The organism is Streptomyces sp. NPDC058001, from assembly GCF_042886315.1.
Classification (GTDB): domain Bacteria; phylum Actinomycetota; class Actinomycetes; order Streptomycetales; family Streptomycetaceae; genus Streptomyces.
Genome location: NZ_JBHVQT010000017.1, coordinates 124,628 through 138,825, shown reverse-complemented (window position 1 = coordinate 138,825; position 14,198 = coordinate 124,628). Strand labels below are relative to the sequence as shown.

At 70.7% G+C, this 14,198-nt stretch carries 11 protein-coding genes; 3 read left to right on the top strand and 8 right to left on the bottom strand.

Annotated elements, in window-relative coordinates; translation table 11 throughout:
* Nucleotides 1-51 precede the first annotated feature (51 nt).
* Complete coding sequence (locus ACFVT5_RS36645) at nt 52-426, top strand: GntR family transcriptional regulator (protein ID WP_389897287.1); 375 nt, start codon at nt 52-54, stop codon at nt 424-426.
* A 401-nt stretch (nt 427-827) separates the two neighbouring features.
* Here ACFVT5_RS36645 and ACFVT5_RS36640 read toward each other — a convergent pair whose 3' ends face one another.
* A complete protein-coding gene (locus ACFVT5_RS36640; RefSeq protein ID WP_389897285.1) occupies nt 828-1,922 on the bottom strand; it encodes a DUF5925 domain-containing protein in 1,095 nt (364 codons plus the stop codon).
* Nucleotides 1,923-2,051: 129 nt separating this feature from the next.
* Here ACFVT5_RS36640 and ACFVT5_RS36635 point away from each other — a divergent pair, with 129 nt between their 5' ends.
* The gene (locus ACFVT5_RS36635) at nt 2,052-3,467 is read left to right on the top strand and encodes a xylan 1,4-beta-xylosidase (RefSeq protein WP_389897282.1); all 1,416 of its coding nucleotides are present in this window, start codon (nt 2,052-2,054) and stop codon (nt 3,465-3,467) included.
* A 21-nt stretch (nt 3,468-3,488) separates the two neighbouring features.
* Here ACFVT5_RS36635 and ACFVT5_RS36630 read toward each other — a convergent pair whose 3' ends face one another.
* From ACFVT5_RS36630 to ACFVT5_RS36600, 7 genes are all read right to left on the bottom strand, one after another.
* Nucleotides 3,489-7,106, bottom strand: coding sequence for a lipopolysaccharide biosynthesis protein (locus ACFVT5_RS36630; RefSeq protein WP_389897280.1), 3,618 nt, complete (start codon nt 7,104-7,106; stop codon nt 3,489-3,491).
* On the bottom strand, nt 7,099-7,899 hold the full coding sequence (locus ACFVT5_RS36625) for a polysaccharide deacetylase family protein (protein WP_389897278.1): 801 nt from the start codon (nt 7,897-7,899) through the stop codon (nt 7,099-7,101). Before ACFVT5_RS36625 ends, ACFVT5_RS36630 begins: the two co-directional genes overlap by 8 nt.
* A 30-nt stretch (nt 7,900-7,929) precedes the next feature.
* The gene (locus ACFVT5_RS36620; RefSeq protein ID WP_389897276.1) at nt 7,930-8,991 is read right to left on the bottom strand and encodes a glycosyltransferase family 2 protein; all 1,062 of its coding nucleotides are present in this window, start codon (nt 8,989-8,991) and stop codon (nt 7,930-7,932) included.
* Nucleotides 8,988-9,806, bottom strand: a complete 819-nt coding sequence (locus ACFVT5_RS36615; RefSeq protein WP_389897274.1) for a glycosyltransferase family 2 protein — start codon at nt 9,804-9,806, stop codon at nt 8,988-8,990. Before ACFVT5_RS36615 ends, ACFVT5_RS36620 begins: the two co-directional genes overlap by 4 nt.
* 395 nt (nt 9,807-10,201) lie before the next feature.
* A complete protein-coding gene (locus ACFVT5_RS36610; protein ID WP_389897271.1) occupies nt 10,202-11,296 on the bottom strand; it encodes a GNAT family N-acetyltransferase in 1,095 nt (364 codons plus the stop codon).
* A gap of 1 nt (nt 11,297) precedes the next feature.
* Complete coding sequence (locus ACFVT5_RS36605; protein ID WP_389897269.1) at nt 11,298-11,693, bottom strand: hypothetical protein; 396 nt, start codon at nt 11,691-11,693, stop codon at nt 11,298-11,300.
* Between the two features lie 161 nt (nt 11,694-11,854).
* Entirely contained in the window at nt 11,855-13,066 is a 1,212-nt protein-coding gene (locus tag ACFVT5_RS36600) for a S8 family peptidase (RefSeq protein WP_389897267.1), read from the bottom strand.
* Nucleotides 13,067-13,379: 313 nt separating this feature from the next.
* Here ACFVT5_RS36600 and ACFVT5_RS36595 point away from each other — a divergent pair, with 313 nt between their 5' ends.
* Nucleotides 13,380-14,189: a GDSL-type esterase/lipase family protein gene (locus ACFVT5_RS36595; protein ID WP_389897265.1), complete on the top strand. Its 810-nt coding sequence runs from the start codon at nt 13,380-13,382 to the stop codon at nt 14,187-14,189.
* The last annotated feature ends 9 nt before the right edge of the window (nt 14,190-14,198 follow it).

Genomic DNA, 14,198 nt, shown 5'->3' with positions numbered 1-14,198 from the left:
GACCCGGGCAGGAGTGCCTCCTATTTTCCGGTGGTGCGCGACAATCGGCGCGTGACCTTGCAGATCGACATCGATCACGGCGCCGGTGCCGCGCCCTACGAGCAGCTCCGCGCCCAGATCTCCGCGCAGGCCCGTTCCGGGGCGCTGCCCGTGGGCTACAAACTGCCGACCGTCCGAGGGCTCGCCGAGACCCTCGGGCTCGCCGCCAACACCGTCGCCAAGGCGTATCGGGCGCTGGAGGCGGACGGGGTGATCGAGACGCGGGGGCGCAACGGAACGGTTGTTGCTCCCGCGAGGGATGCCGCGGCCCGGGGGGCCGCGGCGGCGGCCCAGGCTTACGCGGACACTGTGCGGCGGCTGGGGCTCGCTGAGGTTGCCGCGTTGGCGGCTGTTCGGGATGCCCTGCGGGCGGCTTATGCGGATTGAGAGCTTTGTTGTTCGCGGCCGGGTGGGTTTGGCGCCGCCGGGCCACTTCGCTGTGGCTGAGCGTCGCTGCGGCGGAGAAGAGATTTCGGCTGCGCCGGGCTGTGCTCCGGGCGGGTGGCTCGGCACCGCCGGTTTGCTTCGTTGTGGCTGAGCGTCGTTGCGGCGGAGAAGAGATTTCGGCTGCGCCGGGCCAGCGCCCAGCGGGTGGGTTTGGCACCGCCGGTTCACGTCGTTGTGGTTGAGCGTCGCTGCGGCGGAGAAGAAACCCGGCTGCGCCAGGCGGGCCGAGCTCGGCTGCGCCGGGCGGGCTTGCGGCTTTGCCGGCGAGGGGCAATCGGCTGCGCCGAGACGGCAACCGGCTGCGTCGGAACGGCAGCGGCTGTACCTGGAGGGCTCGCTCCCTATAGGTACAAGCCCGCGTCCGTGTCGCCTCTGGGGTCCGGGACCGAGGTCGGGGTGGTGCCTCGGCGCAAGGCGTACAGCTCTGCCAAGGTGGCGCCCTCGCGGCCCACGCCCCGTTCCGTGCCGAGCCATGTCACCGCCTCGGAGCGGGTGAGGGGGCCGACCTCGATGCGGGCCAGGCAGCGGCCGGGGCGGACCACGGCGGGGTGCAGGCGTTCCAGGTCCTCGTTGGTCGTCACGCCGACCAGGACGTTGCGGCCCTGGCCCAGTAGGCCGTCCGTCAGGTTGAGGAGGCGGGAGAGCGCCTGGCCCGCCGTGTGTTTGGCCTCGCCCCGGATCAGTTCGTCGCAGTCCTCCAGCAGGAGCAGGCGCCAGCGGCCCTTCGCCGTGCCGTCGTCCTCGCCGATCGCGATGTCCATCAGATAGCCGACGTCGGAGAACAACCGCTCCGGGTCCAGGACGCAGTCCACCTGGCACCAGTCACGCCACGACCGAGCCAGCGTCCGCAGCGCCGATGTCTTGCCCGTACCCGGCGGTCCGTGCAGCAGCAGCAGCCGGCCCGCGATGTCCTCGGGCACCGTCTTCATCAGCCCGTCCATGGCGTCGGCGACCGGCGCGGTGTAGTTCTCCCGCACCTCCTCCCACGTACCCGCCGAGATCTGCCGGGTCGTCCGGTACGGGCCGCGCCGCGGCGACACGTACCAGAATCCCATCGTCACGTTGTCCGGCTGGGGTTCCGGTTCGTCCTGGGCGCCGTCCGTGGCCTGCTTCAGTACCTTCTCCGCGAGGTCCGCAGACGTCGCGGTCACGGTGACGTCGGCGCCCCGGTTCCAGCGCGAGACCAGCAGTGTCCAGCCGTCGCCCTCGGCAAGGGTCGCGCTGCGGTCGTCGTCCCGCGCGGACCGCAGCACGGACGCCCCGGGCGGCAGCAACGTGGCACCGGAACGCACCCGGTCGATGTTCGAACTGTGCGAGAACGGCTGCTCGCCCGTCGCGAAGCGGCCGAGGAACAGCGCGTCGACGACATCCGAGGGCGAGTCGCTGTCGTCGACGTTGAGCCGGATCGGCAGCGCGTCGTGTGGGTTCGCAGACATGCCGCCATGATCCGGCACACCGGGGCCCCGTGCATCCAGGTTTCCGTAGTGCGTCCGGTGCGTCCCGGAACCGAAGCGTCCCGTCGGAACCCGCCCCACCGGTCGGGACCGCCGATACGCTTGCCCTTGATGGCACGTCATGGGTGGAATTCGGGGGCACTGCGGTGGCGGCTCGCCGCGCTGCTCGGCGTCGGCATCGCGGTGCTGGCACTCGTCGTGACGATCAGCACACAATCGGGGAACCGCGGCAGCACCCGCGGCACCACACCCGACGGCGCCAAGGTGCACGGCACCCCGGCCGTCCCCAAGGGAAAGACCGCACCGGACGTCGGCTGGGGCTTCACACACACCCAGTACAGCGCCGACGACGGCTTGGACGCGGCCACGCGGCGCGCCGAGAAACTGCTCGCCGCCCGACCGCTCGCGCAGAACCAGCACATCATGGGCTGGGGCGCGGACAACCCCGAACCGGTCCAGGGGCGCTACGACTTCGACGCCCTCGACCGCCGGATGGACTTCGTCCGCGCCAGTGGCGGCACCCCGGTGATCACCCTGTGCTGCGCCCCCGACTGGATGAAGGGCGGCAAGCCGGGCGCCGACAACACCGACTGGAGCCAGTCGTCCCTGGAGACCGCGCCCTACCCCGAACACTTCCAGGACTTCGCCGATCTCGCCGCGACCGTCGCCCGCCGCTATCCGGACGTACGGCACTTCATCGTCTGGAACGAGTTCAAGGGTTTCTGGAACGACGCCGAGGGCCGCTGGGACCAGGAGGGGTACACCCGCCTCTACAACCTGGTCCACAAGGCGCTCAAGAAAGTCGACAAGGACATCATGGTGGGCGGCCCCTATCTGGTGATGGACAGCTTCGACCCGCGTCGACAGGACAACGCGTCGACCACCGTGAAGGGCCCCTGGGGCGTCATGGACCAACGGGTCATCGACGCCTTCACCTACTGGAACAAACACAAGACCGGCGCGGACTTCGTCGTCGTGGACGGCTCCAGCTACACCGTGGACGACGACCTCCTCCCCGACGAGTTCACCGCCACCGACAAGTTCACCGACGTCGGCCGCTGGGTGCGCGAGCAGATCGGTGAACTGCCGCTGTGGTGGGCCGAGTACTACGTCGAACCGGGCGACGCCGACGACAACCGCGACGACTGGTCCGAACCGCACCGCGTCGCCGTCCAGGCCGCAGGGCTGATCGCGATGGCCAAAGGCGGCGCCACCAGCGGCTTCTACTGGAACCCGCAGAACCGCGGCGCCGCGTGCGCCGGCTGTCTGTGGCGGTCCACGGAACTCGCCGACGGCGGCACGGCCCTGCCGATGCTCGGCCTGATCTCCCGCTTCGCCAAGGAGTTCCCCCCGGGCACCCGGTACGAGACGGTGCCCGTCGCCGACGACGACGTACCGAACGTGCGGGTCGTCGCCGACGACAAGGCCGTCCTCGTCGTCAACATTCGCGACCGCCCGATCAGCGCGAAGGTCGACGGGCGGCGCTTCGATCTCCAGGGCTACGAGGTGAAGTGGCTGAGCCGCTGACCCCCGGGTCCCGGTGTCGGATCACGCCATCGTCAGGAACCGTTGCACCAGTGACGCGAGGAGCAGGGCGAGCAGCGGGAGACTGAACCAGAACATGCTCTGGAGCCACCGGAGCCGGCGCACCCCGGGGCGGAGCGCCACGCGGAGGAACTCGCGGGTACCGAGCAGCACCATCAGGGTGACGGCGGCGAGGCCGCCGACGACCGACCAGGGCGTCCAGGTCACCTGCGGACCGATCGGCCCGGGGTCGGGCTCCGGGACCGGGCCGGCCGGTCGCTCGCGCAGCGCGTACATCGTCACATCCGCGTTGGTGAGGACCTTCGTCAGCTCGGGGCGGTCGTCGAGGCCGCGCAGCAGCCGGGACTTCCAGGTCGGGGCGTACCCGGCGTCGAGCTGGAGATACACGGCCTGGCTCTCGTTGATCATCAGATACGAGTTCGGGCCCGCGTCCCTCAGCGCCTTCACCAGGCTCGACACCAGGACCGGGTCGGTGGGCGCGAGTGTCGGCACATACTCGACGCGTTCCATGTCGCGGGTGCCCCACGGCATCGCCGGGGTGACATTGTCGAGGGTGTCGTCGCTCATCCACAGCACCCGTACTGTCGGCCGGTCGTGCGCGTACACGTACTCCATGGCCGCGACCTCGCCCGGTCTGATCCGTTCGAACGGCTCATTGCCCCAGCGCGCCACCAGGAAACCGCCCATCAGGAGCAGGCCCGTGAGCAGCGCGGCGAGCGGTGCCGGGCTGATCCGGTTCCGCGCGCGTTCGCCGGCGGTGACACCCGCGCGCGGGAACAGCGCCAGACCGGCGAGGAGCGCGGCGCCCGGCAGCGCGAACATGAAGACACGCAGGGCCATCTCCCCGCCGTACGACTGCATGCCGAAGCCGAGGAACGGTACGAAGGTGATGACCAGCAGGGAACGTTCGCCGTACTGGGCGCGGCGGCGGCGCCACCAGCCCAGGCAGGCCAGGGCCATCACGGTGCCGGCGAGCGCCACGCGCGCGTAGAGCACGAGTTTGTGCGTCGAACTGCCGCCCTCGATACGGCCGGACACCGACGACGACACATTGCCGCCGACCCCGCCGACCCCGCCGAACAGTTCCTGGAAGTGCCCCGACCAGTACGGCTCGGCGAGGAAGCCGATCCACGCGGCGACCATCACCGCGAACAGGACGGGCAGACCGCGCAGTTCGGAGCGGCCGACCAGGACGAGCGAGGCCAGCACACCAAGCATCACGAACGGTGTCAGCTGATGCGCCGGGACGGTCGCCGCGAACAGGGCGACCAGGACGAGCAGCAGCGTCGCCCGCTGGCCGCGCGTGGCCGGCTCGACCTCCAGCTCACCCGGCCTGCGCCGGGTCGCCAGGACCCGCGGCGCCCTGAACCACACCAACAGGATCGCCACGAAGGCGAGATACAGCAGATAGGTGAAGCCCTGCGGCGAGAAGTAGTCCTGGCCGACCCAGGAGCTGAGCACGAAGATCCACAGACCGGTCCAGGTGGCCCGCCAGCTCGCCCGCAGAGCCCGTACCAGGAGGAACAGCGGTCCCAGATACAGGAGTTGCACGGTCAGCGGCCACCAGCGGATGACCTCGGTCAGATCGCCGACCCCGCACGTCTTCGCGACGAACGCCGCCGCCGCGAAGAAGCCGGGCCAGCTCCAGCGCGCGTCCAGATCGGGTACCGCGGAGCCGGTCCGGTCGATGTAGTCGATGAACCCGAGGTGCTGGTACGCGGTGGCGAACCGGGGCTCTGTCTCCAGGACGGCGGGCAGCGCGTGCAGGGACACCACGGTCGCGAGAAGGGTGATCAGCAGCAGCGCCCTGTGCTGCCGGTTCAGCCACAGCAGCGACCCGAACACGACCACGAGCAGCGCGGCACCGGCGAGCGTGGGCAGCGGCAGCACGGAGACCAGGCCGAGCCCGCCCATCCGGTCCAGATCCCCCTCACCGAGCCGCAGCGCGGGCACCCAGTACAGCCCGAGCGCGAGGAGGAGCAGCCCGCCGAAGAGGAGGGGGACACCGGGGACGCCGGACACGAGGGCGCGGAGACGTGGGGTGCGGGGGGCCAGCGGTGCGGGTTCCGTATCGGGCTCGGGCTGGGGCTCGGGATCGCGCACCGGCACCGGCAGTGCGTCCGGTCCCAGGCGGACATCCGGTCGGCGTTCCTGATGGTCGATGTCGATGCCCACCGACAACTGCAGCGTGTCCGAGTCGAGCGAGTCCCGCAGCGCCCACGCCGGGTTCCGGCGCCGGGCCCGTACCCCCTCCGTCGCGAGATCCGCGAGGTCGCCGTCCGGGGCGGCCACCGACTCCCGCGCGGGCGCGGGCGGCGCCGTCCGTACGATCCGGTACAGCCTGGGCGCCGCGAGTGCCACGATCACCGCGAGGCTGGAGATCTCCGCGACCCCGGCGCCGGTCAGCCCCATCCGGGGCAGCAGCAGCAGTGTCAGACCGAGCACCAGCGCGCACAACAGGCCCTGGAGCCAGGCGAGTCCCGCCGTCCGGCTCTGCGCCCGCAGCACCGCGAAGTACGTCTCCATCACGACCCGTAGCACCGCGCCCACCGCGAACCACCGCAGCAGCGGGGTCGCCGCGTCGGCGTACGCGTCGCCGAACACGCCCAGGATGTACGGCGCCCCGATGAACAGCGCCCCGCACACCGGCAGCATGATCCGCGCCATCCGGCGCAGTGCGGCCCGCGTGTTGGCGGCCAGGCGCGCCGGGTCGTGGGAGCCCTCGACGGTCAGTGAGGCGCCCATGTTGATGGCGAGCAGATTGATCGTGCCGCCGATCGTGGTGGTGATGTAGAAGTACGCGTTGTCGGCGGAGCTGACCTGCGAGGCGACCAGGACCGGGACGAGGTAGACGACGGCGAGGGAGAACAGCGACCCGGTGTAGTCCCCGGCGAGGAAGCGGAGCGTCTCGCGCAGCGTCGGCGGCCGGGCCTGCTCGGACGTCGCCTTGACATGCCGGGGCACCAGGCGCCGGAACACCAGCCAGCCGAGCGGGATCACCGAGGTCGCGATGGCCACGACCCAGGAGACGAAGACGCCGGTCGTCGGGACGGCGACGGCGAACGCGACGAGCAGCGCCAGCTTCACCGCCGAGAACACGGTGTTGCCGACCGGCACCCACAGCGCGCTGCGCAGCCCGGTCAGCACCCCGTCCTGGAGGGTGAGCAGCGACCAGGCGACGACGGCCGCGATGAACCCGATCCCGTTCAGCGGCCCGTGCAGGAAGCGATACGACGGACCCCACATGTCGAGCGTCAGCAGGAACACCGCCGCCGCGACCGCGACGACCAGCGAACTGCCCGCGTACGTACGGAAGATGAACCGTCCGGTGGCGCGGCCGGCGATCGGGATGAAGCGGGCGAGCGCACCGGTGAGGGTCACCGCGGTGATCCCGGCGAGCAGCTTCATCGCGGCGATGGCGGCGGAGCCCTGGCCGACCGACTCCTCGCTGTAGTAGCGCGCGGCGGCCAGCCAGAACCCGAGTCCCAGGACGGCGCTGATACCGGTGTTGAGCATCAGCGCGTAGGCGTTGCGGAAGAGCTGGTTGCCGCCGCCCGGGGCGCCCTTGCGCAAGGGCGCGCTCGCGGTGGACGCCGCCTGGGCGGTCTTCGTGTCAGACACGGGTACGAATGGCCTTCCGGCGGACCTGGCGGGCTCTGCGGACCACGGCGTACCCCCGGGTGAGGGCGCGGTCCCTGGCAAACGTACGGGCGAGCGCCCGGCCCTCGACAAGCCGTGCGAACTCGGCGGCCCCGGTGGACCGCCGCACGGTGACCCGGCGCAGCGCGTACGGGCCCTGCTCGCGCCGGGCCAGACCGTTGCCGACGGCGAGTGCCTGCGCGAATCCGGCGTCCCTCACCAGTCGGCGCACCCGGCGGCTGGAGTAGCCGTACGGATAGGCGAACGAGGCCGGGCGGGTGCCGAGTTCGGCGGTGACGATCTCCCGGCAGCGGTCCAGTTCGGCCGGCAGCGCGGTGTCGCCGAGCTGGTCGAGCTGGGGGTGCGTATGGCTGTGGCCGCCGATCTCGGTGCCGGCGGCGGCGAGTTCGCGTACCTGGTCCCAGTCGAGCATGGTGTCGAGGCCGCCGCCCGTGTCGTGGGCGCCGCGCAGCCAGCCGGTCGCGACGAACACCGTGGACGTCAGGCCGTGCCGGACGAGGACGGGCAGGGCGTGCCGGTGCACGCCCTCGTACCCGTCGTCGAAGGTGATGAGGACCGGGCGGGGCGGCAGCGGGCCGCCGTCCCGCCAGATCCGGGCGAGTTCGGCGGTGGTGAGCGCGGTGTGCCCGCTCTCGCCGAGCAGCGCCATCTGTTCGGCGAACGCCTCGGGCGCGACGGACAGCGCGTGGGTCGCGTCGCTCGGACAGTGGGCGACCGAGTGGTACATCAGGATCGGAACGGCCGCCCCGGTCATGCCGGTTCCCCCTTCATGCCGGTTCCCCCCTCACACCGGTGCCTCCGTCCCGTCCCCGATCTCCCCGATCTTCGCGATCTCGGCGATCCGGAACGCCGTCCCCGACCCACGGGCCCGGTAGCTCCCGAGTGCGTACCCGCCGGCCGCCGCGAGCACTCCGGTGACGATCGCGCCCGCTCGCCCCGCGCCGCCCGGCCGGCCCAGGACCGCGTCCCGCAACCCCCGCGCGACCGAGGCGGGCAGCACCCGCGTGGTGTACCGGCGCTCCGACTCCAGGCCCTTGGCGGCGCCGACGCTCCGCGCCACCAGCGCCTTGGACAGGCCCTCCGCGTAGGTACGGGTACGGAAGTACGCGAACCGTTCGCGGCCCGCCGACACCCGGTGGTGGATGACGGCTCGGTCGTCGATGAGCAGGACGGCGTCCGGGCGGGCCCGGGTGAGCCGGATGCAGAGTTCCGTCTCCTCGCAGCCCAGGGGGCGCCGGTCGCCGTCGCGGCCGATGCCGGTCGCGAAACCGCCCACCGCGTCGAAGGCGGCGCGCCGGAAGGAGGCGTTGCCCCCGAGCACGTTCCTGACCCGTGTCCGCCCGGTGGGCAGCCCCCGGTAGGTGCAGCCCACGACCCAGTCGAACTCCTCGGGGAACCAGGCGGGCCGGCGCCCCGACGCCCAGATCGGCTCGGTCCGGCCGCCGACCGCCAGGACGCGCGGATCGTCGTACCCCTCGGTGAGACACCGCAGCCAGTGGCGCTCGGCGACGGCGTCGTCGTCGAGGAACGCGACGATCTCCCCGGCCGACGCGGCGATCCCGGTGTTGCGGCCGGCGGAGAGGCCGCGGGGCCCCGCGTTGGCGAGGACCCGCACCCCGTCCCTCACCCCGTCCGGCACCCGGCCCCGGTCACCGGTCCCCTTGTACTCCCGGGCCAGCCGGTCCAGGAGTGCCGGGTTGTGGTCGACCACGAGCAGGGTCTCCCGCGCGGGCAGCGACTGGGCCCGCACCGAGGCGACCGCCGCGAGGATGTCCTCCCAGCGGTCCTCGGTGTACGCGCAGATCACGACCGACACCGAACGGGTCGGGTGGGCGGAAGAGGTCAAGACGCCTCTCCCCGGGCGGTGTCGAGGGTGGGTCCGGTGACGCGCAGCCGCCGCGCCCGCCGGTTGGACCGCTCCTTGAGGATCACCTTGAGCACGCGCAGCCCGTCCCGCACGGCCCGCAGATTGCTCGCGCCATGGATCCGCAGATACTCGTGGCTCGGGATCTCCTGCACCTTCAGGCCCGCCGTGACGACCCGGATGTTCATCAGGGTCTCCACCTCGAAGCCGGTGCAGTCGAGGTCGATACGGTCCAGGCAGCGGCGCCAGAACGCGTTGTAGCCGTAGCACAGATCGGTGTAGCGGGCGCCGAACTTGGCGTTGACCACCGCGCACAGGGCGCGGTTGCCGAGCTTGCGGATCAGGGTCATGTCGCTGGTGCCGCCGCCGTTGGCGAAGCGGGAGCCCTTGGCGAAGTCGGCGCCCGAGACGAGGGCGGAGACATAGCTGACGATCTCGTTGCCGTCGGCCGAGCCGTCCGCGTCGACCATCACGATGATGTCGCCGGTGCACGCCTCGAATCCGGTGATCAGGGCATCACCCTTGCCCTTGCCCATTTGCCGTACGACTTTGACGTCCGGCCACAGGTCGCGTGCCACACGCACCGTGTCGTCCGTCGAATTCCCGTCGACGAGGACCACTTCGTGAATCCACGCGGGCAGGGTCTTGAACACGTACGGGAGATTCTCCGCCTCATTCATGGCGGGGATCACGACGCTCACGGGCGGGGTGATCGCCAGGTGTGAGGAAATAGGCCGGTACTCGACTTCGGCTAAGGGATCTTCGCCCGGCAGCGCCGGGCGCACAGCAGAACTCATGCGTTTGTTCCCTCTCGTCCGGTGGACCGCCCGCCCCTGGGCGGTCCCGATGAATGTCCGGTTCGAAAGGGGGGTTCTCACCCCAGGTCATGCGGTAATCGATCTCCGTACCAACCGCGGGTGAGCTGGTGAAGCTGTTGCGCGGCACGCGACTCGGCCCCCTGTGCGGTGACCGGGCACGGCACCCCCCTGGCGCGTCCCGTCCCGGAATTCGTCGCGCGGTCCTGAGCCCTCCCCTGGAGCCGCCTTGACGATTGTCCGATGCGGGTGGATGTATGACGGTATTGATGGTGGAGACTGTATGGCAAGACCTGGAACGATGGTCTGCCTTTCTGCGGTTTTGGCCCGCTTTCACAGGCTCATATGGATTCTTTAATTCCTGTTGTCGAACATGTCTAGCCCCTCGAACGGATTTTTCCTATCCGTTTGAGCAATTGATCGGCCGGTTCGAACAGTTCCGGCCGTGACAGCACCGCGTTGCGCAGCGCCCGGACCGGTGCGCGGCGCGCCCGGTGTCCGACCGCCACCGGGTGACGGCGCGTCACCCAGCCCTCGGACACGGTCAGTTCCCGTGTCCTGAGGGAGTCCTTGTATTCCTTCTGGCCGCGCCCCAGGTCGAGATAGGCGATGCCGTCGGCGGCGGCGCCCTCGGCCATCCGCAGATGCAGCACGAGCCCGGGGGAGTACTTGGCGAACGCCGGGTCGTACGCGGGGAACCAGCAGGCGAGCACCCGCTCCGAGCGCAGCCCCAGATGCGCGGCGACCGGCACCCGGCCCGCGTACAGCACGGACAGGATGCCCGCGAACTGCTGGGAGCGGGAGTGGAAGAGATGCCGGACCAGGCCGGTGATCCACTCGTGCGCGAAGCGGTCGCTGCGGCCGGTCCTGCGGTACTGCGCCGACTTCCACTCCATCAGGGTGCGCAGCACCTCGGGGTCCCGCTCGTCGTGGACGTAGCGCACCTCGCCGTGGTCGCGGGCGAGCCTGCGTTCCTTGGCGAGGGTGGTGCGGGTGAACTTCGGTGACCGCTCGCGGAGTCGGGCGAGATACGCCTCGTACCCCTCGTCGACGTCCATGACGGGGGACGGGAACGTCCCGGACACCCCGGCCGCGAACGGCGTCTGACCCTCCACCAGATGGTCGAACTCGAACAGGGCGAGCCCGCAGTCCCGCAGCAAATCCCGTGCGTCCCAGCGGAATCCGGGCCGGTGCACCAGGCCCTGGCTGTCCGAGACGCCGAGGCCGACGGCCCGGCCGACCCCGGTGGCGGTCCGCTGGTACGGGAAGAACGCCGCCGGTTCCCCGTTCTCGCGGACGACCGCGATCCGTACCCCGCGCCGATGGCGGCCGACCGCGAGCGTGAACTCGGGGGACAGGAAGGGATTCGCCAGCTCGGGTGAGCCGTTCAGATGCGCCTTGGACTGAAGGGCCGTCCAGGCCGCCCGGTCGGCGACGGTGAGGTCGCCGGGGCGGTACACGCTGATGTCCACGTCAGGAGGTCCGCCTTCGCGCCGTACGGCCGCGCAGCCGCCGTACCAGTACCAGCAGGAGTATGAGCGAGCTGAGGGCGGTGACGGCGGCGACCCCGCCGGTGGCCGACCACCGGTGGAAGGCGAGCATGGCCTGGGCCACCAGCATGTCGATCGCGACCGCTCCGGCGAGGGACGCGAGCAGCCGGCCCCACGGTTCCATGCCGTGCAGGGCCGCGCCGACGGCGGACGCGGGCGCGGCGAGCAGCAGGAACAGGGCACAGGGCCCGCGCAGCGGCGATTCGCCGGCGGTCAGGACGAGATACGCGCCGGCCCCCGCGACGGCGACGGCCACGCCCGCGAGCAACGGCAGGAGACCTGTGCCGTGTGGTGCTGGCTTGACAGCTATGGTCTGCATGGGCGACTTTGCCCCCCGAAGCGCCGGATGCCGGGCTTCAATGTCGCGCAGCGCCCGGTGGCCCGTCAAGACGCCGACGCCGCGCACGGGTGTTCCCCGGAGGCCACCGGGCCCCCGGGGAACTCACGTCCGTACAGGGCGTGTTGACGCTGCGTCGGACGTTAAGGGACGAGCCTCAGCAGCTTGTTGGGGGAGCCGGTGCCGGGGCCGGTGACGACCCCGTTGGTGGCGCCGTTCACCAGGGCCGTGGAGACCTGAGCGGGCGTCGCGGTGGTGTGACCCGCGAGGTAGACGGCGGCGGCGCCCGCGACGTGCGGGGTGGCCATCGAGGTGCCCGAGATGGTGTTCGTGGCGGTGTCGCTGGTGTTCCAGCCCGCCGTGATCGAGACACCGGGTGCGAACAGGTCGAGCGATGCGCCGAAGTTCGACCAACTGGCCTTGGCGTCGGTGTTGCTGGTGGCGCCGACCGTGATGGCCTCGGCGACCCGCGCGGGCGAGTACGAGGTGGCGTTGAGCCCGTTGTTGCCGGCCGCGACCGCGTAGGTCACGCCGCTGGCGATGGAGTTGCGCACCGCCGTGTCGAGGGTGGCGCTGGCGCCGCCGCCGAGCGACATGTTGGCGACCGAGGGACCGCTGTGGTTCCGGGTCACCCAGTCGATGCCCGCGATGACGCCGGCGGTGGTCCCGGAGCCGTTGTTGTCGAGCACACGGACGGCCACGATCCTGGCGCTCTTGGCGACGCCGTAGGTCCTCCCGGCGATCGTCGTGGCGACATGCGTGCCGTGGCCGTTGCCGTCCTGGGCGACGTTGTCACCGTCGACGGCGTCGTATCCGTTGGAGGCCCGGCCCGCGATCTCGGAGTGCGTGATCCGTACGCCGGTGTCGATGACGTACGCCGTCACACCGCTGCCCGCGGAGTCCGGGTAGGTGTAGGTGCCGGAGAGCGGAAGGGCGGCCTGGTCGATCCGGTCCAGGCCCCAGGGGGCGTTGTTCTGGGTGGCGTCGACCTGGACGCGCTGGTTCTGCTCGACGGAGGCCACCGCGGGGTCGGCGGCCAGTCTCCGGGCCTCGGTCGCCGTCAGGTTGGCCGCGTAGCCGTTGAGGGCGGTGCCGAAGGTCTTCTTCACCGTGCCGCCGTACTTCGATATCAGGCCCTTGGCCTGGGGCGTTGCCGCGCGCAGGCCCGCGCTCTTCTTGAGTGTCACGAGGTAGCTGCCGGCGATGGCGTCCGGCGATCCGGCGGCGAGCACCGTGCCCTCGGCGGGGGCCGCCTGGGCGGGCAGGGCGGTGACGGTGCCCAGCAGGCCGGCCGCGGTGGCCACGGAGATCGCGACCGCGAGGCGGGTCTTGGTGGAGGTGCGCTGGTGTGCCATGTAGAGGGGTCCTCCTCTAGGCGGGCGCGCCGTGGGGGGCGCGCTCTGTGGGGGGACGTGACGCGTGTTCGCGGCACGTTCACAAGCGGACCCGGATCGATGAGTTCCGTTCCGGGCATGCTCAGCAGAGTGGACGGTCTACGGGCGTAGCTCAAGAGTCTTGACGGTTTGTCACGCCCCTGACATGCGGCTGCAATCGAACACGGAACGAACGAGACGGGTGCGTCCAGGAAAGTCTTGGCATGAACACTTCCAGTCAACTGGGGTGCGTGGTACCACAGTTGTGGCAGAGATCCTGCTAAAGGGAGGTTCCATGAGACGTTTCCGAATTTCCGCCTACATGACCTCGCTCCTCCTCGCCGCCTCGTTCGCCCTCACCGGGGCGGCGACGGCGAACGCGTCCGAACAGGCCGCGCCCACCGGGTATGTGGCGCTCGGGGACTCGTATTCCTCGGGTGTCGGGGCCGGCGCGTACGACAGCTCCAGTGGCGACTGCAAGCGCACCAGCCGCGCCTATCCCGCCCTCTGGGCAGCCGCCCACTCACCCTCGACGTTCAACTTCACCGCTTGCTCAGGCGCTCGAACGGGTGATGTCCTGGCGAACCAGATGAGCCCCCTCGGCTCAGGCACCGGGCTCGTCAGCATCTCCGTCGGTGGCAACGACGCCGGATTCTCGGACGTCATGACGACCTGTGTGCTGCAGTCCGAAGCCACCTGCCTGGCCCGTATCAACACCGCGCGGACCTACGTCAGCAACACGCTGCCCGGCCTGCTCGACAACGTCTACTCGACGATCAGCGCCAAAGCCCCCGCCGCCCACGTGGTCGTGGTCGGCTACCCCCGCTTCTACAAGATCGGCGGCAGTTGCGTCGTCGGTCTCTCCGACACCGTCCGGTCCGCCATAAACTCGGCGGCCGACCTCCTCAACGACGTCACCGCGAAGCGCGCCGCCGACCACGGCTTCAGCTTCGGCAATGTGACGTCACGCTTCACCGGACACGAGATCTGCTCCGGTGACGCCTGGCTGCACAGCGTCAACTGGCTCAACATCGGCGAGTCGTACCACCCGACGGCCGCCGGCCACTCCGGTGGCTATCTCCCCGTGTTCACCTCGGCCGCCTGACCTCCCCAC

Bases quoted from the DNA above. Each gene is read 5' to 3' on its own strand.
- ACFVT5_RS36640 (WP_389897285.1), bottom strand. From the start codon at position 1,922: ATGTCTGCGAACCCACACGACGCGCTGCCGATCCGGCTCAACGTCGAC.
- ACFVT5_RS36635 (WP_389897282.1), top strand. From the start codon at position 2,052: ATGGCACGTCATGGGTGGAATTCGGGGGCACTGCGGTGGCGGCTCGCC.
- ACFVT5_RS36625 (WP_389897278.1), bottom strand. From the start codon at position 7,899: ATGACCGGGGCGGCCGTTCCGATCCTGATGTACCACTCGGTCGCCCAC.
- ACFVT5_RS36615 (WP_389897274.1), bottom strand. From the start codon at position 9,806: ATGAGTTCTGCTGTGCGCCCGGCGCTGCCGGGCGAAGATCCCTTAGCC.
- ACFVT5_RS36605 (WP_389897269.1), bottom strand. From the start codon at position 11,693: ATGCAGACCATAGCTGTCAAGCCAGCACCACACGGCACAGGTCTCCTG.
- ACFVT5_RS36600 (WP_389897267.1), bottom strand. From the start codon at position 13,066: ATGGCACACCAGCGCACCTCCACCAAGACCCGCCTCGCGGTCGCGATC.
- ACFVT5_RS36595 (WP_389897265.1), top strand. From the start codon at position 13,380: ATGAGACGTTTCCGAATTTCCGCCTACATGACCTCGCTCCTCCTCGCC.